This window comes from Enterococcus mundtii (assembly GCF_002947535.1).
In the GTDB taxonomy this organism is placed as follows: domain Bacteria; phylum Bacillota; class Bacilli; order Lactobacillales; family Enterococcaceae; genus Enterococcus_B; species Enterococcus_B mundtii_B.
Window position 1 is genome coordinate 16,835 of record NZ_PUAP01000047.1, and the last position, 22,278, is coordinate 39,112.

At 37.6% G+C, this 22,278-nt stretch carries 22 protein-coding genes; 4 read left to right on the forward strand and 18 right to left on the reverse strand.

The features are described 5' to 3' along the window. Positions 1-23 precede the first annotated feature (23 nt). The 8 genes from CUS89_RS13950 to CUS89_RS13985 all read right to left on the reverse strand — a co-directional run bounded on the left by CUS89_RS13950 (position 24) and on the right by CUS89_RS13985 (position 8,127). Positions 24-1,256: a glycosyltransferase gene (locus CUS89_RS13950; RefSeq protein WP_104872568.1), complete on the reverse strand. Its 1,233-nt coding sequence runs from the start codon at positions 1,254-1,256 to the stop codon at positions 24-26. A gap of 107 nt (positions 1,257-1,363) precedes the next feature. Continuing rightward, positions 1,364-2,119 carry a GNAT family N-acetyltransferase gene (locus CUS89_RS13955; RefSeq protein WP_104872569.1) on the reverse strand — a complete coding sequence of 252 codons (756 nt, stop codon included), beginning with the start codon at positions 2,117-2,119 and terminating at the stop codon, positions 1,364-1,366. A gap of 161 nt (positions 2,120-2,280) precedes the next feature. Next, positions 2,281-3,543, reverse strand: a complete 1,263-nt coding sequence (locus tag CUS89_RS13960) for an ABC transporter permease (protein ID WP_104872570.1) — start codon at positions 3,541-3,543, stop codon at positions 2,281-2,283. Continuing rightward, the gene (locus tag CUS89_RS13965) at positions 3,536-4,435 is read right to left on the reverse strand and encodes an ABC transporter ATP-binding protein (RefSeq protein WP_104872571.1); all 900 of its coding nucleotides are present in this window, start codon (positions 4,433-4,435) and stop codon (positions 3,536-3,538) included. Before CUS89_RS13965 ends, CUS89_RS13960 begins: the two co-directional genes overlap by 8 nt. A 532-nt stretch (positions 4,436-4,967) precedes the next feature. After that, positions 4,968-5,600, reverse strand: coding sequence for a DUF998 domain-containing protein (locus CUS89_RS13970; RefSeq protein ID WP_104872572.1), 633 nt, complete (start codon positions 5,598-5,600; stop codon positions 4,968-4,970). Positions 5,601-5,628: 28 nt separating this feature from the next. After that, positions 5,629-6,390 carry a 3-oxoacyl-ACP reductase gene (locus CUS89_RS13975; protein ID WP_034689367.1) on the reverse strand — a complete coding sequence of 254 codons (762 nt, stop codon included), beginning with the start codon at positions 6,388-6,390 and terminating at the stop codon, positions 5,629-5,631. Beyond that, positions 6,387-6,608, reverse strand: a complete 222-nt coding sequence (locus CUS89_RS13980) for a DUF2829 domain-containing protein (protein ID WP_104872573.1) — start codon at positions 6,606-6,608, stop codon at positions 6,387-6,389. The genes CUS89_RS13975 and CUS89_RS13980 overlap by 4 nt, the downstream gene beginning before the upstream one ends. After that, entirely contained in the window at positions 6,598-8,127 is a 1,530-nt protein-coding gene (locus CUS89_RS13985; protein WP_104872574.1) for a helix-turn-helix domain-containing protein, read from the reverse strand. Before CUS89_RS13985 ends, CUS89_RS13980 begins: the two co-directional genes overlap by 11 nt. A 434-nt stretch (positions 8,128-8,561) precedes the next feature. On the opposite strand from CUS89_RS13985, the gene CUS89_RS13990 reads away from it, so the two are divergent. After that, positions 8,562-9,296, forward strand: a complete 735-nt coding sequence (locus CUS89_RS13990) for an MIP/aquaporin family protein (RefSeq protein WP_104872575.1) — start codon at positions 8,562-8,564, stop codon at positions 9,294-9,296. Between the two features lie 567 nt (positions 9,297-9,863). Here CUS89_RS13990 and CUS89_RS13995 read toward each other — a convergent pair. From CUS89_RS13995 to CUS89_RS14005, 3 genes are read right to left on the reverse strand one after another with little or no spacing between them, the layout of a single operon-like run. Continuing rightward, positions 9,864-10,760, reverse strand: a complete 897-nt coding sequence (locus CUS89_RS13995) for a metallophosphoesterase (RefSeq protein ID WP_104872576.1) — start codon at positions 10,758-10,760, stop codon at positions 9,864-9,866. Between the two features lie 18 nt (positions 10,761-10,778). Further along, complete coding sequence (locus tag CUS89_RS14000) at positions 10,779-11,138, reverse strand: iron-sulfur cluster biosynthesis family protein (RefSeq protein WP_010734414.1); 360 nt, start codon at positions 11,136-11,138, stop codon at positions 10,779-10,781. A 47-nt stretch (positions 11,139-11,185) separates the two neighbouring features. Next, positions 11,186-11,761, reverse strand: a complete 576-nt coding sequence (locus CUS89_RS14005) for a GNAT family N-acetyltransferase (RefSeq protein ID WP_104872577.1) — start codon at positions 11,759-11,761, stop codon at positions 11,186-11,188. 219 nt (positions 11,762-11,980) lie between these two features. Between CUS89_RS14005 and CUS89_RS14010 the strand changes: the two genes are divergently transcribed. Then, entirely contained in the window at positions 11,981-12,277 is a 297-nt protein-coding gene (locus CUS89_RS14010) for a hypothetical protein (RefSeq protein ID WP_104872578.1), read from the forward strand. A gap of 67 nt (positions 12,278-12,344) precedes the next feature. Next, complete coding sequence (locus CUS89_RS16460; RefSeq protein WP_258082438.1) at positions 12,345-12,467, forward strand: hypothetical protein; 123 nt, start codon at positions 12,345-12,347, stop codon at positions 12,465-12,467. Positions 12,468-12,535: 68 nt separating this feature from the next. Here CUS89_RS16460 and CUS89_RS14015 read toward each other — a convergent pair whose 3' ends face one another. The 4 genes from CUS89_RS14015 to CUS89_RS14030 are packed head-to-tail and all read right to left on the reverse strand — an operon-like array spanning position 12,536 to position 16,165. Then, positions 12,536-13,489, reverse strand: coding sequence for a siderophore ABC transporter substrate-binding protein (locus CUS89_RS14015; protein ID WP_104872579.1), 954 nt, complete (start codon positions 13,487-13,489; stop codon positions 12,536-12,538). Between the two features lie 21 nt (positions 13,490-13,510). After that, positions 13,511-14,266: an iron ABC transporter ATP-binding protein gene (locus CUS89_RS14020; RefSeq protein WP_104872580.1), complete on the reverse strand. Its 756-nt coding sequence runs from the start codon at positions 14,264-14,266 to the stop codon at positions 13,511-13,513. Further along, positions 14,263-15,222, reverse strand: coding sequence for an iron chelate uptake ABC transporter family permease subunit (locus CUS89_RS14025; RefSeq protein WP_104872581.1), 960 nt, complete (start codon positions 15,220-15,222; stop codon positions 14,263-14,265). The genes CUS89_RS14020 and CUS89_RS14025 overlap by 4 nt, the downstream gene beginning before the upstream one ends. Beyond that, a complete protein-coding gene (locus CUS89_RS14030) occupies positions 15,215-16,165 on the reverse strand; it encodes an ABC transporter permease (protein WP_104872582.1) in 951 nt (316 codons plus the stop codon). The genes CUS89_RS14025 and CUS89_RS14030 overlap by 8 nt, the downstream gene beginning before the upstream one ends. A 384-nt stretch (positions 16,166-16,549) precedes the next feature. Between CUS89_RS14030 and CUS89_RS14035 the strand changes: the two genes are divergently transcribed. Next, complete coding sequence (locus CUS89_RS14035; protein WP_104872583.1) at positions 16,550-16,990, forward strand: YueI family protein; 441 nt, start codon at positions 16,550-16,552, stop codon at positions 16,988-16,990. Between the two features lie 714 nt (positions 16,991-17,704). Here CUS89_RS14035 and CUS89_RS14040 read toward each other — a convergent pair. The 3 genes from CUS89_RS14040 to gshAB form a co-directional block, all read right to left on the reverse strand. Beyond that, the gene (locus CUS89_RS14040) at positions 17,705-18,016 is read right to left on the reverse strand and encodes a hypothetical protein (RefSeq protein WP_086335306.1); all 312 of its coding nucleotides are present in this window, start codon (positions 18,014-18,016) and stop codon (positions 17,705-17,707) included. Between the two features lie 19 nt (positions 18,017-18,035). After that, positions 18,036-19,586 carry an EndoU domain-containing protein gene (locus tag CUS89_RS14045; protein WP_104775925.1) on the reverse strand — a complete coding sequence of 517 codons (1,551 nt, stop codon included), beginning with the start codon at positions 19,584-19,586 and terminating at the stop codon, positions 18,036-18,038. A 354-nt stretch (positions 19,587-19,940) separates the two neighbouring features. Beyond that, positions 19,941-22,223 carry a bifunctional glutamate--cysteine ligase GshA/glutathione synthetase GshB gene (gene gshAB, locus CUS89_RS14050; protein WP_104872584.1) on the reverse strand — a complete coding sequence of 761 codons (2,283 nt, stop codon included), beginning with the start codon at positions 22,221-22,223 and terminating at the stop codon, positions 19,941-19,943. Positions 22,224-22,278 lie beyond the last annotated feature (55 nt).

Here is a 22,278-nt window from a genome sequence, read left to right on the forward strand (position 1 = left end):
ACAACATCCTTCAAAAGCACATATTAGAGATATTCTGTCTTGATGATCTCTGCTGCGTTTTTAGCACCAACTATGTTCATAAGTTGCTTCATCTCTATCGCTTTTTGGCTATATTTCCTAGAAAAAATTTTGTGGAGCGTATTTATTATTTTATGATCCTTTATTTCATTCGGTCGAACAGTTAGCGCATTCCCAAATTGTTCACAATACCAAATATTCAATTCTTGTTCATATTGAAGTCCGATACCAATAAATGGCTTGCCGGATAGACAAGCGGTTTGGACAGTTCCTTCTCCTCCATGGATGATTGACAGATCGACTTCCTTTGAAATCAGATGTGCTGGTAATAACTCTGTCAAATAAATATTTTCTCCAAAATTATTTTCGCTGGAGTCTCCTGTTATAAAGTGTTTTATTGGTGCTATAACGACACAATCCAATTTGGTAAGAATGTTCAAAAGTTTTAAAATCATTTTTTTGTTTCCTGAACTTCCCATAGATAAATAGATGAGTTTCACTTTATTGGCTTTCGCAACTTGGATCACCTTTTTGATTGGACGAGGTAGTTCTAAATCCAAGCGAGCATAGATCGGACCGACTATCCGCATATTTCTTGGTAGTGGTACTTCAGAAATAAACATTGGATGCGTCGTAAGTAGATCCAACTCACCTGATAATAAATCAATCGTATATTTTGGGAGTGTCAAACCATGATTTTTCGATACACGCTTTAGTGCATACGGTTTCCATCTTGTATGGAGGATTATTTTTTTACAGATAGACCAAATAAAGTTCGTTGGAATGATTTTCTGTGTCAATTGCTTAGGTGCAGGAGCATCATGCAAAGATAGCTGCTCTCTTGTCAACGCAAACGGTTTGATATATATCAGTGGTACTTTATAGATCCTAGCTGACAAAAAAGCAGTGATATTCGTTCCCGTAATGATAGCTTTCGGCTGTTTTTTCTGGTAGAAAGCCAACTCATTTTTTACTCGTTCCTCAACGATTTTAAACGTAAATGGATGCCTGATGGATTTCATTTGATCTACCTTGATCAGTTGCTTCTCTTGTTTTAAAGTAAATATAGGGTTTAATAAATAAAAAGTGAATCCTGCATCCTCTATCAGATGTTTGTATGTTTTAGAAAATCCAAAAAAAACACAATGTGCCTCGTCTTTTAAATAGTTTGCTACTTCAATCATCCTGGTTGTTTCAGCTAGATTGAATGTTGCTGGGGCAAATATGATCGTCTCCATTTATTCTCTCCCATATCAATCAGTATTCACAGTACTTATCTCATCAGTAAAAATAATCAGCAACTAAGTAAAAAAATTCTGCATAACTACCATTTAAATAATAATCCCTACTTTTCCCCAATTCTTTCAAACCCAAGTTTCAGATACATCTCTTTTGCCGTTTCGCCTTCATCTGTAACTAGATAAATCTTAGTCGCTCCTTGTTCTAACGCAAATTTTACTAACTCTTTGATCAATACTGTGCCATATCCTTGACGCTGTTTCTTAGAAAGTACGAAAAAATCTTCAATCTTTGCGACACCTTGATGAAGAAATAAATCACAAGTGCCCACTACTTGATTTGTCTCATCATAACAAAGATACGCATCAATTTTGTCTTCACTTAAATAAACTTCTTCTTTACGTTTTTCTTTGTTTTCAACAAACTCCAAATAGGGTTGGTCCGTTTCGTCGTCTAACTCAACAAATAATTTTTCTTTTAATTGCGAAACCTTCGTTACTTTTACTACTTTACAATCCGTTCTTGGACGGATACGATCAAATTTAGAAAGATCAAACAAATAAAAACCAGCTGTTTCTACCTCCGCTTGTTGTTCCAGTTTCGCTAACTGCTCACCGTCGATCTGGGAATAGGTTTGGACTTTACAAAATGAATGCTTTTGTTCTTTTCTCAATAACACTTCCTGTTCGATCATATCCAACAACTCATTTTGCGAATCACTTTCATCGATCAACGTGAAATTTTGGTCATACATATCTGGTATTCGTTCATCTGTAAATCGAATCGTTTTTCCTGCTGCTTTTTCTTCTGATAAACATGTTGTATAGTGTTTCTCACATTCCTTTACTTGTTGATCATTCATTGTTTTCTGCTTTTTTTCTCTCCTGTCATTTACTTTGCCACAACCAGAATGTTCTTCTATCTACTACATACTGTTCCTTCCTAGCTACCTTTTTTTGCAAACAAGCCAGATCCATCAGCATATACCGAGGAACCTGACTTGTTTTTCATCTATTATTTCATTTACTGTTTATTTTTCTCATTCCTCATGATGGAAATCGATTGTTTCAAGGAACTCCAAATCCCACCCTCACTGTAGACTAAGACATTGGATTTATACATTGTGGCAGAAAAGAACATCAGTCCTAGTGTTGCGACGAATAATATCAGCAATGAAATCCAGACCTCAGTAGTTTGGGCTGTTTCATTTGCCAATCGAATCGGCATGATATAAGAGGATAGAAAAGGAACATAGGATGTGATACGAAGTACGATATTACTTGGATCAATTACAGCAAGCGACAATCCTAAACCATATCCACCAAAAGAAAGATACGTTACAGGAACAATTGCTTTTGCTGTATCCTCTGCTTTATTGACTAATGAGCCACAAAGAGCTGCCAAGATCGAATAAATCAAAATACCTAAGATCATAAACAACAGTGTATACCATAGGAATGGGCCAAAGAACATATCTAGGGATACCTCTTCTAAAAAGGCTTGGACGATATCCATATCTTTAAACTGTGTGTAGCCAAAACCAAAAATAATTCCATATAATCCCATTTGTGTGAGTGCCACAAGTAAGATCCCCGTCAATTTTCCATAAAAATGTTTTTGTGCAGTAGTACTGGATAATATCACTTCCATGATTCTTGTTCCCTTTTCAGAAGCAATTTCTTGAGCAATGATTTGTGAATAGGTCATAATAATAAGAAGCAAGAAGATACTGACAACCGTACTCACTACATTTTGTACTCTCGTATGATCCTCACCTATCACCATTGCGCCATCCTCATCAAAACTGACTTTTTGACGGGAGAAGTTTGCTTGTTCACTTAATTGTGCGACTTCTTCAGGTGTTACGCCTAAACTATTAGCACGAAGCATTGATTGAATACCATTCAGCTGTTGCTGGATCATCAACTGGGTCACTTGCCCTAATGAATCTTGACTGAACAACTCTCCAGAAACAGTATTATTTTCAGTGACCACAATCATATAAGCATCTAATTGCTCCTCTGCCAATTTCTTTTCGCCTTCTTGTTCAGATGCCATTACTTCAAATTCAAAATCATCCGTCTTGATTTGTGCCAGATACTGAGAAATCTCCTCATTATCTGCTACGATCCCTACACGGTTGATCTCCCCACTTTGTTGTGCAAACGTACTTGCAACATAAGTGATTCCCATCGTAATAAATGGAACTAAAATCATGATCAGAAAGGAAAGAGTTTTTACGTTTTTCCAGTAGACATCTTTTGTAATGATCCAAAATTTATGCACCCAGCTCACCCGCTTTCATTTTAAATATTTCTTCCAATGTCGGTGGTTGCTGATTAAACATCGGAATATAGCCAGACTGAGTGGCACGAGCAAAAATTTCTTTGCCTACTTCTGGATCTTCTAGTGTGATTTCTAACGATTGGTCTTCACGTACACTCACTTGTTGTACGCCACTGATTTCTTCAATCTCTTCTTTTGAAAGCCCAGATTCAAGGAATAGTTTGGTTCGTCCAAACGCTTCTCGAATCTCATGGACTTTACCATCTAAAACCATTTTGCCATTACGCAACATGATCAAATGATCACAAATCTTCTCCACATTATCCATATTATGACTTGAAAAGATGACACTTGAACCTTTATCCTTCAACTCGATGATCCCATCTTTTAATAACTCTGCATTGACTGGATCTAAACCACTGAATGGTTCATCTAGAATGATCAATTCTGGTTCATGGATCAAGGTAGCGATCAGTTGGACCTTTTGTTGATTCCCTTTAGATAGCGATTTGACCTTATCCGTTTTTTTACCTTTCACTTGAAATTTCTCCATCCAAAAATCGATTTTAGGTACGATTTCTTTTTTTGTTTTCCCTCGGAGTGAGGCAAAATAAATCAACTGTTCTTGGATCGATACCTTTGGATAGAGACCTCGTTCCTCTGGCAAATAGCCAATCACATCATAATCCTTTTCACTTAAATGCTGTCCATTCCATAAAACCTCTCCTTGATCTTGTGTCAAAAAATCTAAAATCAAGCGGAATGTTGTGGTTTTACCAGCGCCATTTTGCCCGATCAAACCCATAATCTTACCACGGGGAATTCGAAAAGATACTTGATCCACTGCTGTGTAATTCCCAAAAGTCTTTACTAAATTATTCACTTCTAACATGCCTTTCCTCCCTCTATGCAAATCCCATAAGGAAATCGCATACATTAGAAAATGGACTAGTTAATTGTCCGGTTGTAGTACTCTACTCAAACCTCTGCTCTTCTTTTGGAAATTCATAATAGTAACGTCATTCGCCAAATTTCCATATCGTTCTCATATCGTTTTTATTTAAACAACGGATGGGATGATGGCACTTGCCGTCAACCGCTACTTACGCTTCATTGTAGGAGTAAACCGTTATAATATTATCCATTTATCATCCCATTATAACCAAAATGTAATTTTATTTCCACAATTTTCGTTATAATCCCTGAAAAAACGGAGACTTCATTCACACACCCTTACATAATTATCGTTATTTTATTTTTCGATTGCATATATGAAGTGTCCTCTCATTTAATAATTTAAAACATACACGATTTCTTCATCATAGATTCGCTGGTCCGAAATAAACCTAGGATAAAGATCAGAGCGTTCTCTGGTTTTTATCCTAGGTTTACTAGTTACTTATATAATTCTTTAGCTGAACCATTCATATGATCAGCTTATTATTCGTCGTATAGATGAAGGATAGAAAGAAAACAAAAGCTTGTAGGGGAAAGATCACCATTCGTTCCGTTAGTCCTAAAACATTCCAGCCTTGTGCCATCCCAATTGGATTCAATGCACCAAATAAAGTAATCAATACGGCGGTTGCAATAGATATTTTTCCTAACTTACGCAATTTTTCTTGTTTAAGATAACCAAACCCGATAAGGAATAAAGAAGATATAGTAGTAAATACGACAAGGATCGTCACAACAATGTGCATCGTATTTTGGAAATTCATATCCGCCTTATCGCCTGTTAATGGGAATAGTTTATAGCCTACCACTGTAGTGATTGCCATCACAAGAAAAACCAGATAACCGATCCGAGTCATCCCATGATACTTTTCAAAGGATTTCACGACCATTCCAATGACAAACAGTAAAAAACATATACCATAGATAAGCAGGATCCTATTCAATAAATGTGCATTTGGTGCACCAATGGCGGTCAAAGAACTGATGTCTGTCGTGAGTGGATCATATGATTCCCAAAGGTATTGTCCAAGAAACACATGTACAAAATAAGCCACTGCACTAACCATTCCAAGAGGCATCAACCAATCGATCACTTTCATACGCTTCCCCCACTTATTCTTCTTTCAGCTATTTAAGCAACCATCCACCATCGATGGGAACGATTGCTCCATGGATATAACTCGCTTGCGGTGTCGCAAGAAATAACGTCAATTCTGCTACTTCTTCCGGCTGTGCCCAACGCTTAACAGGCGTTTCTTCTGCGACCCATTTTGCCATCTCTCCGTCACCTGCAAAATCAGCTGCATTCATCGGTGTTTGGATGGCGCCTGGTGCGATGGCTTTTACACGTATCCCTTGCGCAGCATAATCAAGTGCTAATTGTTTCGTGAAACCGATGATTGCGTGTTTGGCGCTCGTATACGCGATTCCACCACCGCCAGCCACCATACCTGCAATGGAAGCCATATTGATGATCGTTCCCGTTTGCTTTTCGAGCATATCAGGCAACACTTGTTTTGTTAATCGAAAGAGGCTTTTTACGTTGACCTCATAGATCCGATCCCAAAGTGTTTCGTCTGTTTCTAATAAAGGCTTGTAGCCATCAAGAATCCCCGCGGTATTCAATAAGATAGAAATAGCACCAGCTCTTTCATGACAAGTAGTGACCGCTTGTTCAATCACTTCTTTTTGTGAAATATCACCGAGAAATGAGATAAAATGCGTAGGGTATTTTATGGCTAGTTCTTCCATCTTACCTAATTTCAGATCCACACCAAATACTTTCGCTCCTTGATTTAAAAAAGCTTCTGCTTGTGCAGCACCGATTCCTTGAGCGGCGCCTGTCACAAAGACGACTTGATTGGCTAAGTCTGGATAATGATTCGTCATTCAACGATCATCCAATCTTCTGCTAAAATATCGCAAACGGTTGGCGCAAAGCTAGAAAATCCTTCGTCGCTCGTTTTGATCAGAAAATAAGGTGTCACTGGACAGCCATCAAATTCATCTCCGGATACAAGAACAACATATAATTCAAATCCACTCCAACCTTTTCTAATAACCTTTGCACCTGTTTTTAACTGTGGCAATACTTCTTCAAATGTCATGATTTTTTCTCTCTTTCTTTATTTGGATTTCTTTGATTTTATCAAATAAACGGATATAATCCGAGAGTTCAAGTTCATCTGTGACGATGAAATAGTCTAGATCCGCCCAAGGTTTGCGATGGATCTTGCTTGTGGATAGTAACAGATCGACCTCTCTTCCTCGATAATCCGCTGGTAAAAAGTACAACTGATACTCCTCTCTGAAAAAGTGCCTTAGGTTTTCTTTTAGTAATTCTTCTTCAAAAAGAGGAAAGTCCGTCATCAGTAAAATAGTGACTTTTGGCAATTGTCGATCAAAAACACGCATCGTTTTTAACACGGTCAAATACCTTCGCATCAAGAAAGTCGCATTCTCATAGAGCCACTCGTTTGAACGTTGCTTTTCTTTATTGAAAAAATTTTGCAGCCATTGTTTCAACGACTCGTTTTCACTGATGAAGTGTCTAGAAAAATTGCTACCTTCCCCATCAACCATTTCCTTCGCATGAGGAAACAAGTACGCGAACAGATGACTACTAAGCAAATAGTTCTCTGCTTCTTTGGTAAATGGTTCCTCGGTCACCTGCTTTTCTTCGCAATATGCTGCTAAAGAATTTTTCATTTCTAATAGAGCGACAAAAGGAGCTGTTTGTTGTTTTCGATGAAAAGCAAAAATTTGCTGACGGATTCCTGGGGATTGATAATATTCTTCTTTGGTCATCAACACTAGAAATAGCGCACCTAATTCTTCTTTCCCTTGGAAATAGTTTGGAAAAAAAGGCGCCATCCACTGACTGAATGCCTTAAATAGTGGATTTTCTTCAACCAACCGTCGCTTTTTATTATTTAAAACCACAAAATGTTTTTGGGATCTACGTAAGAAAAATGCACCTAACATATACTCTAATCGCCGTTTCTTGATCTCATTCAACCGAACATCAAAAAACTGTAAAATCTGGTAAGCGATTTGTTTGACGTCCTGTTGTGGAATAGTTTCGAAGGGCCAAACTTTCCCACGAAATAACTGCCAAAAAGTCATATGTAGGTACAAACGAATGATTTCTTCTTCCCCACACGCAATATAACTTCCTCTTTTGAGTTGGATACCATACCTCGAAAATTGTTCTTTCCAATCATTGATTTTCCGATGAGCAGTTGACTCACTGATATAATGCTTTTGTGAGAATTGATAGAGCGTATGGAATTCTTCAAAAAAAATGTCGTGCAATAGCTGGTATTTAAGCGTACTTTGCACGAGATAAATCAAAAAACGTTCACGTTCAATCGAATCAAGAGAATCATAAAAATGATACCCCGAACGATTATTCTTCGTAAATAAAGATTGCTCTTTTCCACTGAATAATTGATAATTCTTGATCAATTCAACTAAATATCTGGTTACACTTCGCGCATCTAGCTGAACTTTTTGTGCAAGTTGTGCCGCTGTGTGCCCTGCCTGATCCTCAAAGCTTTCGAGTAAGAGCACTTTGTAATATAAGTCTTTGTCAAAACGTTTTAAGTACTCAGAAGACAAATACAACGACTTCACCCCTTATCGACTATTTTCCTCATTGTAGCATATAATCCTTATTGAAACACCAAAACAGACAAGCCAAGGGGGCATTCAATTAAAGTAATTACCTTCTTTTTGTAGACGATTCACTCATAGTGCATAGTGAGATTACTCGTTCCATTTCAGTTTCATTTTTTTCTGAAATTTTCAAAAAATGTTTGTTGATAGCGACAATATTTGATAAATTTCACTATTTATTTTTGATATATTTATAGTTAGGGTTGGTGTTTTGTGTCATAGGGTTTTATCAATGTGTCGACTGTTGCTCGGATTTCTTTCTATAAAGAAGTCGTTTTTTATTTTGCACTTATCACGACAACAGAAGTACACCTCTTACGGAACACTTCACCCGCTGTGTTGTTGTTTCTTTTTTATATTTCAATAAATTAATGGAGGGTATTATGGATTATTCACTTATGACCCGTCTAGCGGCGGAACTACTTGGTACAGCATTATTGATCGTTTTAGGTAATGGTGCTGTCGCAAACGTAGATTTAAAAGGAACAAAAGGATATGGCAGTGACTGGATGCTGATTGCTGTTGGTTATGGTTTTGGTGTTATGATGCCAGCAATGATTTTTGGTGGTATTAGCGGAAATCATATCAATCCGGCATTTACGATCGCTTTAGCCTCTAATGGTTTATTCCCTTGGGCAGAAGTCGTACCTTATATCGTTGCACAATTACTTGGAGCAGCTCTTGGACAATTGATCGTTGTCGCTTGTTATAAACCTTACTATGATCAAACTGAAGATGTAAACCATGTCTTAGGAACTTTCTCAACTATCAACAGTGTTGGTTCTAAATTCAATGGTTTCGTCAACGAATTCTTCGGTTCATTCGTCTTATTCTTTGGCGCATTAGGTATCACAAAAGCACCTTTCTTCCAAGATAACTTAGGAACAGCTCACTTAGCTCTTGGTTTCTTAGTTTGGACATTGGTCGCTTCACTAGGAGGCCCTACAGGTCCTGGATTGAACCCAGCACGTGACTTTGCACCTCGTTTGGTTCATGCGCTATTACCATTGAAACACAAAGGTTCTTCACAATGGGATTACGCATGGGTCCCAGTCGTTGCACCGATTTGTGCCGGTGTTGTAGCAGTATTTCTCTACAAAGCATTATTTATGGCATAAAACTAATGAGTACTATAAAAACGGAAATCTTTGGAAGCAATTCCTTAGCTTTCCGTTTTTTATTGATTTCAAAGCTAAAGTCATCCTCTGATTGGCTTAATATCCTTTGAATCATCTTTATGCCAGTTTCTCTGTTTATCGGATATCTTTCAATACTTGTTTTTAATCAAGGACAGGTGGCACCTTATCCAATCGGCATCACTCATACTTTACTTTTTGATTTGAATTGTTAAAAAATATTTGAATACAAAAAACCGAAGTGTATAACCATTCACTTCGGAGCATTTTCTACTATAGAGTAACAAAGAATATTCTTATCGTATATCCCCCTAAATAAGTGTAGGATAGGGTCGTAGTTTGTACATCAAAGAGAGAATTTAATCATTATGGACACAAATAAGACAAAAGAACGATTAAGTGTCCATTTAGACAAGTGAATCGAAAAAAGAAGTTGGCAGCTTATTGTCTGATGTAGCGCTAGATTACACGATCGATGAAGTAAAACCAAAAAATACATAAAAAACCACCAAGTGTCATCTAAATCGATACTTGGTGGTCTTCAAATTTTCAGTAAGCAATCACTGTTACTGCTTGTTCAAACTCTTTTTTCAAATGTTGTAACTGGTATTCTTTAAATTCTGGACGATGCGTTCGCAATAATACGCGTAATTTCATTGGATTGTAGCGATCAATCAATTGATATTCATCGATAAAATCTCGTGTCAATTGCCATTCGTAATAATAGCCAAACGGCCGACAACTATACGTCGTTCCTTGGAGTACTTTATCCTCAAACCGTCGATGCGTATGCCCAAAGACGACTTGTTGAAGATTATCGTATTGATCAAGTAATTCCCCAAAAGAGGCGGAACCTAAGAACGCATTGAGTTGGTTCCACCGTTCATAAGGTGCGTTTTGGTAAACAATGAATTCTTGTTTTGGAACAAAATGCGTGGATAAGATCACATTCAGTTTCTTTTTCTGTAGCGTATCCAATAATGATCGTGTTGCCTCTAATACTCGATCATTCACTTCTAGGTCTGTTCCATTTCGCTCAATCAAGCGGTCATACCAGTACAAACGCTTCATCCGCACGATTTTCTTCACGTCTTTTTCTTCTGAGAATTGGTAATCATACCAACCGTTGATGCCTAATAACACAGTTTTCTCATTCAATGGAAGATAGCGCTCATTCAAAAAATGGACGTCTGGAAAATGACTGATCATTGCTTCGCCAGTGACATCGGCTAACTCATGATTGCCAAAATGGAAAGTCGTTGGTAGACGCTCTGCAAAAAATTCAGCGACTGCGACACAACGATCGACTTTATTGGCGGTATCCCCAGCTAAATGAAGCCGAGTAATCTTTTTTTGTTGTAAGACTTCCCATAAGATCATTAATTCAGCTTCGCCAAATTGATTGATATCCACATGTAAGTCACTGATGATCGCTAAATTTCCCATTCTTTTTCCTTCTAAATCTTAGATAGTTGATGTGACGATTTGGAGGTTATTTTTGATGATTCCTCCTGGTCCTTTCAGTTGCAGACTCTTGTAAGTTGGTTCTACTGCTAACGTCGTCGGGTTATCCAAATAAACGAGTGCGCTTTTCTTGATTTTGATTGGTCCCATTTGGGTATCGACTACTTCAGAATATAAGCTTAGGTCTGCCGATGTTTCTTTTTCTACAATAATCAGACGAAAAGAAGTATCGATTTGGCAAGTGATCCGGCTATTCGCAAATGGTCCATCTCCGTCTTCTACATCTAGCAATAATTGTTCATTGTCATTCACTTTTCCACGAAGCAGTTCTTCCGCTTCTTTTGATACGATAAATTCCATCTTAATCACCTCAATTTTAGCTTAATGATTTTTGAATGAAGTTGCAACTAACTTGTTTGATTGCTTTCCATCCAAGCTTTTTTGGTAATTCCTTTAAGAACAATTGAAATGATTTCTCCTTTTTCTCGTTTTGCATCAGGAATCACAGCTTCTTCTCTCATTCCTAACTTGTCCATTACTCGTCCCGACTTACTATTTTTTGTATTATGATAAGCAAAGATCCTTACGAGATCCATTTTTTCAAACCCTAGTTCCAGAAGCGCTTTTCCAGCTTCCGGCATGATTCCTTGTCCCCAATACTTTTTATTTAAAGCGTAACCTAATTCAGCCGTATCATCGCCTTCTTGCACCCGCAAATCAATCGTACCAATCATCTTACCGTTTTCTTTCCATTCAATAGCATATTTTCCAAGCGGCGATGCCATAAAAAAATTCGCAACACTGATTTTTGTATCTTCGATCGACTGATGTCGAGGGAAAACAAAGCGGGTCGTTTCTACATCATGGGCATATTCAAATATGTCTTCTACGTCTTCCAATGTGATTGGTCTTAAAATCAGACGTTCCGTTTCTATGACACGATTTTCTGCAAACACTAAGTTTCGATTGATCAATAATTCCATGTGCATCCCCTACCTTTTCCTTTAGTTTAAATTACTGTATCGAAATTCACGGAAAGAAGCAAGACAAAACTTAATATCCCCTTAAAATAACAGATTAAATATAGAAAAGCGAAAAAACTTAAACAATTGCTGAAAAAGAATAATTATTTGTTCACGATTTATTAACAAATTTTCGCTATCGTTAGCTTATCAACTAAACAAGCACTGGAGGTCTTACTTATGACAGAGTATATAAAAAGCATTTACTTTATTGAAGAAACACAGAATATTGAAGGATCTTACATTGAAGTGAAAACATTATTTGTTGACGAAGACAAAGAAAAAGCATTGTCGATCTATCACAAATTAGCAAAGAAAAAACCAAACTACTTCGGATTGATTTTAAGTGAGTACAAAATCAAAGCGGAAGATAGTTATTTTTATCAACTTTTGAAACGTTGGTCAAAACTACCCGCTGACTTTTATCGTCAAGTCAAGATCATCAATTATCAAGCATTAGCCGAAACACACGGTTGATTTTACGCTTTAAGCTTTCTCTAAGGTTCGCCTTGTATCTTTGAGTCAAATCAAAGGAGGCGATCTTATGTTCCGACAATGGCTTGCTCAGTTCTTCCATGATCCAACCCCACGAATCGATCCTTATGAAGTCGATAATGAATTTACCCTTACACTAGATTTTCCTAACGATCAAACAATCACCCATTGAATAAAAAATGAACGAGTACTTATCTAGTTGATAGGTACTCGTTCATTTCTTGTGTATTCATTGAAAAATTATTTTAACGCTTGATTGACGTCTTCAATCATTAAATTCATTGATTCAAGTCCACCACCACTCAAATACCATACATCTGGTTGCAATGAAATCACTTGATCATTTTTACCGGCATCTGTTTGTGCCACTAATTCATTTGCAGCTACGTTATCGTTGCTTGTATCTCCACCAATTGCTTGGGTACGATCAATCACAAATAAAATCCCTGGGTTCTTCTCTAAAACATATTCATAAGAAACACTTTGACCATGTGTAGACGCCTCGATTTGGTCATCGGCTTGTTTAAAGCCAAATAAATCATGAACTAGTCCGAAACGTGAACCTGAACCATATGCTGAAAGTTGCCCTTCATTCACTAAAGTAACTAAAGCTGTTTGATCAAGCGCACTGGCTTTCTCTTTAACTTCATCGATTTGTTTCGTTAAATCTGTTAATTTTTCTTCTGCTTCTGTTTCTTTATCAAAAATCTTTGCCAATGTTGTCACATTTTCTTGCATCGATTCCCATGGCTTTTCTGCATCCATTGCTAAATATAGTGTTGGGGCAATTTGGCTCAACTGTTCCTGATAATCACTTTGACGCCCTGAAATAATAATCAAATCTGGTTGCATCTCATTGATTTTTTCTAAGTCGGGCTCTTTGATGCCTCCTGCAGATTCAACCTCTTGGTATTTTTCTAAGTAAGCAGGTAGATTTTTAGTTGCCGCTCCTACGACTTTGTCTCCTACACCTAACGCATCAAGCGTATCCAATGAACCATTGTCGAATACTACGACTTTATCTGGGTTTTGTTGCACTTCCACAGATTCCCCATTGCTATCTTTGACTGTCAATGTTGTATCCGTTGCGACACTACTTGATGCTGTTGTTTCACTCGTTTGTGCTTCGTTATTTCCACATGCTGCTAGACCTAATGATGCCATGACTAAAAATCCTAAAACTATTTTCTTCATTTTGACGCTCCTTCGTAGTTTTTAGAAATAAAGACAAAATCTGCGTCCTTCGATTTCACAGATTCGAATGTCCATTTCGTATAATTGATCCAGTACTTCTTTGTTAATAATGTCGTTCGTTTTGCCTTGTCTAAATAACTGTCCTTGTTTCATTGCGACGATCTCATCTGCGTAACTCGCTGCAAAATTGATATCGTGTAAAACAATAATGATCGTTTTTCCTAATTCTTGTACAAGGCGCTTTAAAATTTGCATGATTTGTACCGCAAAATTCATATCGAGATTATTGAGTGGTTCATCCAGTAAAATGTAATCAGTATCTTGCGCAAGGACCATCGCAATATACGCTCGTTGCAACTGACCCCCAGAAAGCGTGTCGATTGTTTGGTCCTTCAGTTCTTCCAACCCTAGATGTTGGAGTGATTCTTCGATGATCTGATGGTCTTTCGTCGTCAACTTTCCTTTCGAATAAGGAAAACGCCCGAACGATACAAGCTCTTCGACTGTGATTTTCATGCTGATCTCATTAGATTGTTTCAAGATCGCTAGTTTTTTTGCCATCTCTTTGGACTTCCAAGCTTTCACTTCATTGTGATCCAAGTAGATCTCACCTGCGTCTTTAGGGATCAAGCGACTGATCATGGAAAGAACGGTTGACTTCCCTGCGCCGTTTGGACCGATGAAAGCTGTCAATTGTTGATCTGAGATCTCCAGTTGCAAGGAATCGACGACTGTTTTTCCTTGGTAAGACTTCTCGACACTATTCAAATTGATCATCCCAATTCCTTCCTTTCTCGAATCAATTTTGTAATAAAGTAAATGCCCCCAGTAAACTCTACAACCACACTGACCGTCGTGTTCCACCCAAACACTTGCTCAACGATCAATTGTCCTCCAGTCAAAAACAAGAAAGCAATCAAAAAACTTCCTAGTAGCAAAACACCATGACGATACGTTGCAAACAAACGATAGCTGACATTTGCGACAATAAATCCAAGAAAAGTGATCGGTCCAACCAAAGCAGTGGCTGTTCCTGTCAACAAGCTGACACAACAAAGAATAGAAAATTGAAAACGCTCTGTCTCAATCCCAAGGTTCGTTGCTTGATCCTTCCCTAGATGAAAGACATCTAGAAAATGTCTTTTATAAAAAAGGAACAACCAACAACAGCCAATCAACAATGCAGCAGGTAGGAGGTAGGCAGTCTGGACATTACCGAAACTAGCAAACAACTTCCCTTGCAACAAATCATATTCATTCGGGTCCATCACCACTTGTAAAAACGTACTGATACTATTGAAAAGTGTCCCTAAAATCATCCCCGTCATCAATAATAAGAACAAGTTAGGGGCTTCTTTTCGTAATAAAAAGAAAAACAATAACTGGCTTAAACCAACCATCATTGCCACGTTGACTAAGAAAAAGCCTGTACCTGTTTGCTGAAGCATCGTCACCCCACCAATCAAGAAAAAGAGGACGGTTTGAACAAGTACATAGAGGGAATCGAGTCCTAACACAGAAGGGGTCAAAAATTGATTTTGAGTAATCGTTTGGAAACTAACGGTCGCACTGCTTGTCGCGAGTCCCACTAAAATGAACGCCATGATTTTCTTGCTTCGTAAGGCCCATGCAAATGCCCAATTACCATACGTATTGATGGTCAAATAGCCAATCGTCACGCCAATCACGAGTAGAGACAAAATAAAAAATAGACCAGTGATCTTTTTACCCATGTTTGCGCCCCCTTACTAACAAGTAAAGGAAAATCAAACCACCGATGATCCCTACGATGACGCTGACTGGGATTTCATAAGGAAAAATCACAAGACGAGCGATCATGTCACAGATAAGCAAAAAGATACTACCAAAAATGGCGGTAATTCCTAACGTTTTATGTACCTGATCCCCATAGAGCTTTGCTGTGATATTTGGAATGATCACTCCCAAGAAAGGAATCGTCCCAACCATGATCAAAGTGATCGCACTGGCTAAAGAAACAAGGCCAATCCCTAGTAGTTGCATGTTGCGATAATTCATCCCTAAATTCACTGCGAACGATTCACCTAAGCCTACGATCGTAAATTGATAGGCAAAAAAAGATAATATAAGTAATAAAGGAATCGTTACATACAGTAATTCATAATTTCCCCGCATGACTGTTGCAAAATTTCCTTGTAGCCATGAAGACATGTTTTGTACTAACTGAAACTGATAGGCGAAAAATGTAGCAGCAGATCCGATAATATTTCCTAGCATCACGCCGATCAATGGTAACATCAACTGATTTTTTTGTGGAAAAAATCGTGCAAAAGACAAAAATAAGAGCGTACCTGCAAAAGCAAATAAAAATGCAGTTGCTGAACGAATCCACAAAGAAGCATTCGGTAAAAAGAGCATCACCACTAAGATACCCAACCTCGCACTATCCATCGTGCCAGCTGTCGTTGGTGAAACAAATTTATTTTGAGTCAAATGCTGCATGATCAACCCACATATACTACTCGTTGCCCCCACAAGAACTAAACAAATCGTTCGTGGAAACCGTGTTGCCAACAACAATTGTATGCTTTGCCCTTCCAATCGAAAAATATCCATTAATTCGACACGAGAAACGCCGATAAACAGCGAACATATACTTAAAATAACCAACAAAACTATCAAGCGACCCACGCGCATTTCCCTTTACCTCACTAACTGAGAATGATTCTCATTCTTATTCTAAGTGAAGCATTGAACAAAAGCAACCGTTTTTTTAATGAAATAAGATGAATCGATATAAATTCGAGTGTACGTGTACGAGACAAAAATAAAATTCATTTTTGTTTCTGACCTCAAAAATGTGGGAAACTATTTCTCAATTTCCGCCTTAATGCTTGGAGCTAAACGACTTTCTCACCACCTGGCTACACGGTGATCCAAAAGCTAACCTTCAACACTAAGCTAGAAAATGACAAAATATGAAAAACTATTTTTCAATTTTCTAGCTTACTGATCAGGTCAAAATGCTTCTGTCACAACCTCTATGTTATAATGACTTAAAACAACAAAGGAGGAAATTGGATGGCATCAGATGAATTGAAAAATCATTTGGACAAAGGAATGTATGGCACGCCCTTGGTCAACCCAGAAGAACAGCATAAATACCTAGGTACCTTTCGTGAACGTTGCTACCTCAGTATGACCGTTGCTGAAATGAATGAGCCGACAAATAAAGAAAAGTTCCTACAAGAACTAGAGAAACGACCAGAAGCATTTATTCTGATAAACGGAACCCTACCTCTGGAGATCCAGAATCAATACATCCAATTAGCAACGAAAAATCAAACGAAATTCACGGTTGTAAACGATCATGTTTCCGAAGATCCACAAAGTATTGGTCTACTGATTGCGACCAAAGAAGCGGTGAATGAGCCCGTTATTGACGTAGAAGAAAAATATCCAACGAAACAAGAAGAAGAACAACCAAAGAAAAAAAGCTTTTGGGACCGATTATTCAAATGATTTCTAAAAGTTCACTCGATTCTTTGAGTTTCTAATCAAAACTTGTCAGCATTCGTATGTACCTGTGGCAAAACAAAAAATCATTCACAAACTAGATAAATCTAGTGATGTGGATGATTTTTTTGTTTATCCAGAAAAAATCCTATCTTCTCCATTTTAAATTTAACTTAAAATGAATCATATTTGTTAACGAATCTATAGTAATAAAATTCTCCTATATTATACTTATCATCATTTGCTGAAAAAGATACTATGATTGACGTATAATAGTCAACTTCTATGTCATCTTGAACTAGTTTACCTTCAAAACTTTTGATTTTCATAATTCTTCTCCACTAACAATTATTTCAAAAGATTTAGAAACCGTAGTTACTTTTCTTGAGGTTTATGTAGTTTAAATATCCTTACAAATTTTACTTGTAGCCCTTTTATTCTCTTAATCTTATCAATCTACACTTGCTTCATGCCAGTGTTCATAAATACTTTATACGAGCCGTATCATGGTTTTACTAAATTTGAATTAGTTTCGGTTTTTGACGTTTAACTACTTATTATTAGCGCAAAAAAAACATTCATAAACTAATGGTACCTAATTACGTGAATATTTTTCCTTGTTAATATTCCTATGCAATATCCAACTGAAATTACTATATAATGAGCAAATATTTGAAAGACTTCTGGTGTTTATAAGTTTAATAAATGAAATTTTTTAAGCTACATTGTAATATAACTCTCAGCAATATCAATATCTTTAGTCATATCTAACTCAGGAAATTTCTTATCAAGTTTTCTTAAGACAGCAATAAATCTTTGACTTTGAAGTTTTTCGGATATATCTTCAAAAATTTCACTGATATAATATAAATCATCTTTATCGCATCCATTAAGATAATCTATAGTTTCTTCCTCATTCTTTGTTAAATTTTTTGTCATTTCATCCCAACATTTTTCTATTCCAAAATCATCATTTATATCTAACTCTTTTCTCTTTTTTAAAATATTACCCATTTCTTTATTTAACTTCATGGTTTTCCTCCTAAAAATTTTATGGTTGTCTGGTTGCATCAGGAAATATAGTTGCCGGTTTTCCATCATTTTTTATTACACCCACTCTTACACCATTAAACTCACCAAAAATAGCTTCTCCTTCTTTCGCACCTACAAAGTTTTTTTGATTTGCAATATATTGACCTGCATTTTCTATATCTTTATTCGTCCAATTTTCAGGAAACCAAGATTGATTGCCCCCTGTTCTTTTAGCCTTAACCTTATGGTCTGGTACATTTCCAATTCTAACACCATTAGGATAAATTTTTTCAATGTTGACCTCAAATCCATTTTCCTCTAGAAAAGCTATGTTAGCTTGACCGTGCCCACCACTTTTCATTTTTGATATTTTCCCTGTAGAAGGATTGATAGTAAAATCACCCATATCAGCATGTTTCAAACTTTTTTCTGGAATTTTAACTCTATCACTACTCGATTTATCAATCTTACCATTCTCCACCTGCTTCACACCAGTAGTCGTCAATACTTTGTATGAGGCGTAAGTAAAGCCTAAGACCATTAAGGCTTGACCGAGTTCGGATTCGTTGATCCATGTGTAGCCGTCTTTAACGTATTGCGAGGTAGAGACGATACTGCCTAAGAGTGGGTCTAGTTTTTCGCCAGTTTCATAATTAACACCTTGGCGCCAAGCTGTATTGACTTTTTCTTGGTAGGTATCATACGTCATAAATTGGATCAGTTCAGGGTCTAAGTAGTGGCCTACTTTCGTGACATATTGATATAGCTCTGGGTTCACGATGCCGTGTCCGGATTGCTTGTCCTCGATTTTCCAAAAGACACGTGGGTTGCCCTCGCTATCGTGAATAATGAGAGCATAGACGTTGTACTTTTCTAGTTCTTTGTTTTTGGTTGGGTCGATGCCTTTTTTCTCGTTTTCTGCTTGTTGCCACTTGTCTTGGATCGTAGTTGTCCATGACAAATCTTTTGGCATAGAGAATGTCTTCGTTTGACTATTCCAAGCAGTTTTCGTTTGAGCGAGTCCTTGATTGACTGCTTGTTCTAGACTTTTGATTTCTGTAAAAAATTGGGCGGAACTTTGATTGTAATCTAAGAGTTTTTGAAGTTTCTCCTCTAATTTTTGTTTCAAGTCATGATACATCGTGAGTAACAACGTGTTTTGACTTAGTTGAAACCCTTGGTGTTCTTCTGGCATATAAGGTGAGAGAAGCAGTTGTCGTATCCCTTCGGCTTGAGTGATATACTGATTCATTTGACGAATCTGTGCTTCTAATTCGGATTGCTTCAAGCTAATGGAATCAACTTGATTTATGTATTCCTGTGGAAATCGTTTCGCTGCTTTTTCGACCGCTTCAGAGAGTAAGATCCCTCCTTGGACGAGTGGATAAAGTACTTGAGAAAAGTAGGCTTTCGCTGCATCGTACGCTTTTCCTTTGAGATTGGGCGTTTGTAGGGTGAACTGGGTCATGGCTTGTTGGAGATTCTGGTAATCAGTGACTTGTTTTTGGCAGAAGTGACTAGTGCTACTGGCTTGTGTTAGGGAATCAGCTAAGTACATATCGATACTCATGCGTTTTATCTCCTTATGTAAGTTGGTATATTTACTACTTGCTCTAAAAAATTCCTCCCTATATTTTTTGTACCGCTTTCAAAAACAGTATAACAAATCATCACTAGACATAGGATGAAAGTTCGATTAGATAGGTGTTGTTACCTAATTTCATCATGTTTGTAAGTACATCCTTGTCTTTTGAACCGTAAAGCTTGGAATCTTCCTAATTACGGTACGCCTAGACTGCGTAAGGAATATTAAATAGTAATTGATTCAAAAATAAGCAACTTGATCCAAACAGGTAAGCTGTTTTTGGATCAAGTTGCTAAATGTGGCTGAACACTTTTATACAGCCCTTTTTAACGACTTATTTTAGTTCTCTTTTCGTGTCTTGATCACTTCAGGATACAACAATTCCAACACATTCATCGTCAGTCTTCTGCCTTTTCCAGCAAATGGATAAACGTGCATGTGCATCGCTGGATTGAAGTTCGCTTCAATGATGCCGTAGGCTTGGTCATCTGTTTGAGGATCAATATCTTTATCAGGAATGATCAAATCGATGCCGCTGATTTTCGCTCCTAGGGCTTCCACTGCTTGCTGTGCAATCTGTTTATACGCGTCTGAAAATTCATCTGTTACGTCGATTGAATCGCCACCTGTACTGATATTGGAATTTTCGCGTAAATACACGATTTGATCTTTTTCAGGTACAGAATGGATGGTTAGTCCTTGCTCTTTTAACATCAACTGCTCAAGTTCACCTAACTGGATCAATTCCAATGGTGCACGATGGTGACTGCCTCTTAATGGATCTAGGTTTTTTTCAGCGACAAGTTCTTCCACCGTCCGTTTCCCGTCACCCACAACATTGGCAGGAACACGAAGTAAGATCGCTTTTACTTGCCCATCGATCACAAAGAAACGATATTCTGTTCCAGGCATGAATGCTTCAACCAGTACAGACGTATCTTCGCGAAAGGCGATAGCTAAACCAGCATGGTAATCTTCTAAAGATGCTCCTTCTTTGAAAATCGTGATCCCTAATCCGTAATTTGTCGATTTAGGTTTAATGACAAAGGCTTGCTCTGCAAATCGTGGATACGCGTTCAATGCCTCTTCGATCGAAGTGAATTCGGCTCCTTCAGGCACACGGAATCCGGCCTCTTTTAACACTTTTTTAGTGACTGTTTTATTTTCCATGATCAATGGCACAATGTAGCTGTCTTTACTTGTCATATTGGCATTTTTCACATATTCGATATGCTCTTGATGCTGCAGACGTAAAAATTGATCTGATTCATCTATGACCTTTACTTCAATGCCCTTTTGGATTGCATCAAACATCAGAATCTGTGTCGACAGTTCCATGTCACGAAATCCCGCTAATTGGTACGAACGTTCATGACTTTCTTCTTCATATTGTTTTCCTAAAGTATAAGCAAAGTCATGCTGGCTTGTTTGTTGTGCTTGCTGATAAATCTTACCTGCCAATGTTTCACGTGGTTCATCCAATTGTGCGATCATGTCATCAATTAATGGTAGGCGTTCGGATTGTCCTAAAGCTACAAGCATCTCTTTCATTCCTTGAAGAAGAAGCATTCCTTCATCATAAAAAGCAGTTTGATCCATAGGATTTTCTAATGCTACATGTTCATTTCGCTGCTCGCCTTCTTCGACCCATGCATCGACTGCTACGTCATGTTCCATCCATAGCATATACATTAAGAACGATTGTAAAAACTGAACTTGTGCTTGACTGATCCCTACACGTGCGTAAGGATTTAAATCAATATTTCTCAGTTCAATATAGCGAATACCTGATTTTGCTAAATCAGCTACACGCTTTCCGCCACGAAAACGAATCGGTGCATAGAATTCTTTTTCTTCGGATAACTTGCCTTCTTCAACCATTTTTTCAATATCGGTTAAATATTGTTGCATTGACGCATAGGATACTTTGACATTCGGATGGTTCGTATAACCATAGGAACTATTACGAATACTGCGTACAGGTTCTGCTGGTGCTGGCTTGCCGACAAAATAGTGGTCTTCACTTAGAGGTGACGCCCCAAACAAATAAGTGATCAACCAACGATAACGCAAGAAGTTCTGTGCTGTTTTAAAATATAATTCTGTTTTAAATGCTGCAAAGTCGGTAAACTCTGTTTGTTGTACAAACAATGATTGTAAAAGATCATCACCAAACTCAAAGTTGAAGTGAATGCCGCTGACCATTTGCTTGCGTTTGCCATATTCCTTTGCTAAATAACGACGATACAAGACATCTTCAAAATTAGAAAGCTTCGCAATCATGATCTCTTCGTCTTTTTCAGGTAAAGCCGGAGGCATACTTAAAGGCCAGATCATTTCATCATCTGCCATTGAGCGTGAAGCAACGTCGTATATTGCTTCCAAGTATTTAAAAAGTTCGTTGATAGAATCCGTGACCGGAGTAATCAATTCGACTTGAGTTTCACTAAAATCTGTCTGGATGTATGGATGATACGTACGATCCCCAAAAATCTCAGGATGATCGGTTGTTGCCAACTTTCCAGAGAAGTTCACACGTTGCCCTTCACGTTCAACCCCAAAACGGGCTTGACTAATGAACGGTAGTGAACGAGGATGCAGTAATAATTCTTTATAGTTCATGGTTAAATGTCCTCCAATTCATATGTTTCATTATACGCTGATTGTAAAATTAAGC

Excerpts from the sequence above, each read along its gene's own strand:
- CUS89_RS13980 (WP_104872573.1), bottom strand. The coding sequence starts at position 6,608 with ATGACATTTGAAGAAGTATTGCCACAGTTAAAAACAGGTGCAAAGGTT.
- CUS89_RS14010 (WP_104872578.1), top strand. The coding sequence starts at position 11,981 with ATGACAGAGTATATAAAAAGCATTTACTTTATTGAAGAAACACAGAAT.
- CUS89_RS16460 (WP_258082438.1), top strand. The coding sequence starts at position 12,345 with ATGTTCCGACAATGGCTTGCTCAGTTCTTCCATGATCCAACCCCACGA.
- CUS89_RS14040 (WP_086335306.1), bottom strand. The coding sequence starts at position 18,016 with ATGAAGTTAAATAAAGAAATGGGTAATATTTTAAAAAAGAGAAAAGAG.
- gshAB (WP_104872584.1), bottom strand. The coding sequence starts at position 22,223 with ATGAACTATAAAGAATTATTACTGCATCCTCGTTCACTACCGTTCATT.
- CUS89_RS14000 (WP_010734414.1), bottom strand. The coding sequence starts at position 11,138 with ATGGAATTTATCGTATCAAAAGAAGCGGAAGAACTGCTTCGTGGAAAA.
- CUS89_RS13955 (WP_104872569.1), bottom strand. The coding sequence starts at position 2,119 with ATGAATGATCAACAAGTAAAGGAATGTGAGAAACACTATACAACATGT.
- CUS89_RS13995 (WP_104872576.1), bottom strand. The coding sequence starts at position 10,760 with ATGGGAAATTTAGCGATCATCAGTGACTTACATGTGGATATCAATCAA.
- CUS89_RS13990 (WP_104872575.1), top strand. The coding sequence starts at position 8,562 with ATGGATTATTCACTTATGACCCGTCTAGCGGCGGAACTACTTGGTACA.
- CUS89_RS14025 (WP_104872581.1), bottom strand. The coding sequence starts at position 15,222 with ATGGGTAAAAAGATCACTGGTCTATTTTTTATTTTGTCTCTACTCGTG.
- CUS89_RS13975 (WP_034689367.1), bottom strand. The coding sequence starts at position 6,390 with ATGACGAATCATTATCCAGACTTAGCCAATCAAGTCGTCTTTGTGACA.
- CUS89_RS14005 (WP_104872577.1), bottom strand. The coding sequence starts at position 11,761 with ATGGAATTATTGATCAATCGAAACTTAGTGTTTGCAGAAAATCGTGTC.
- CUS89_RS14035 (WP_104872583.1), top strand. The coding sequence starts at position 16,550 with ATGGCATCAGATGAATTGAAAAATCATTTGGACAAAGGAATGTATGGC.
- CUS89_RS14030 (WP_104872582.1), bottom strand. The coding sequence starts at position 16,165 with ATGCGCGTGGGTCGCTTGATAGTTTTGTTGGTTATTTTAAGTATATGT.
- CUS89_RS14020 (WP_104872580.1), bottom strand. The coding sequence starts at position 14,266 with ATGATCAATTTGAATAGTGTCGAGAAGTCTTACCAAGGAAAAACAGTC.
- CUS89_RS14015 (WP_104872579.1), bottom strand. The coding sequence starts at position 13,489 with ATGAAGAAAATAGTTTTAGGATTTTTAGTCATGGCATCATTAGGTCTA.
- CUS89_RS13950 (WP_104872568.1), bottom strand. The coding sequence starts at position 1,256 with ATGGAGACGATCATATTTGCCCCAGCAACATTCAATCTAGCTGAAACA.
- CUS89_RS13970 (WP_104872572.1), bottom strand. The coding sequence starts at position 5,600 with ATGAAAGTGATCGATTGGTTGATGCCTCTTGGAATGGTTAGTGCAGTG.
- CUS89_RS14045 (WP_104775925.1), bottom strand. The coding sequence starts at position 19,586 with ATGAGTATCGATATGTACTTAGCTGATTCCCTAACACAAGCCAGTAGC.
- CUS89_RS13965 (WP_104872571.1), bottom strand. The coding sequence starts at position 4,435 with ATGTTAGAAGTGAATAATTTAGTAAAGACTTTTGGGAATTACACAGCA.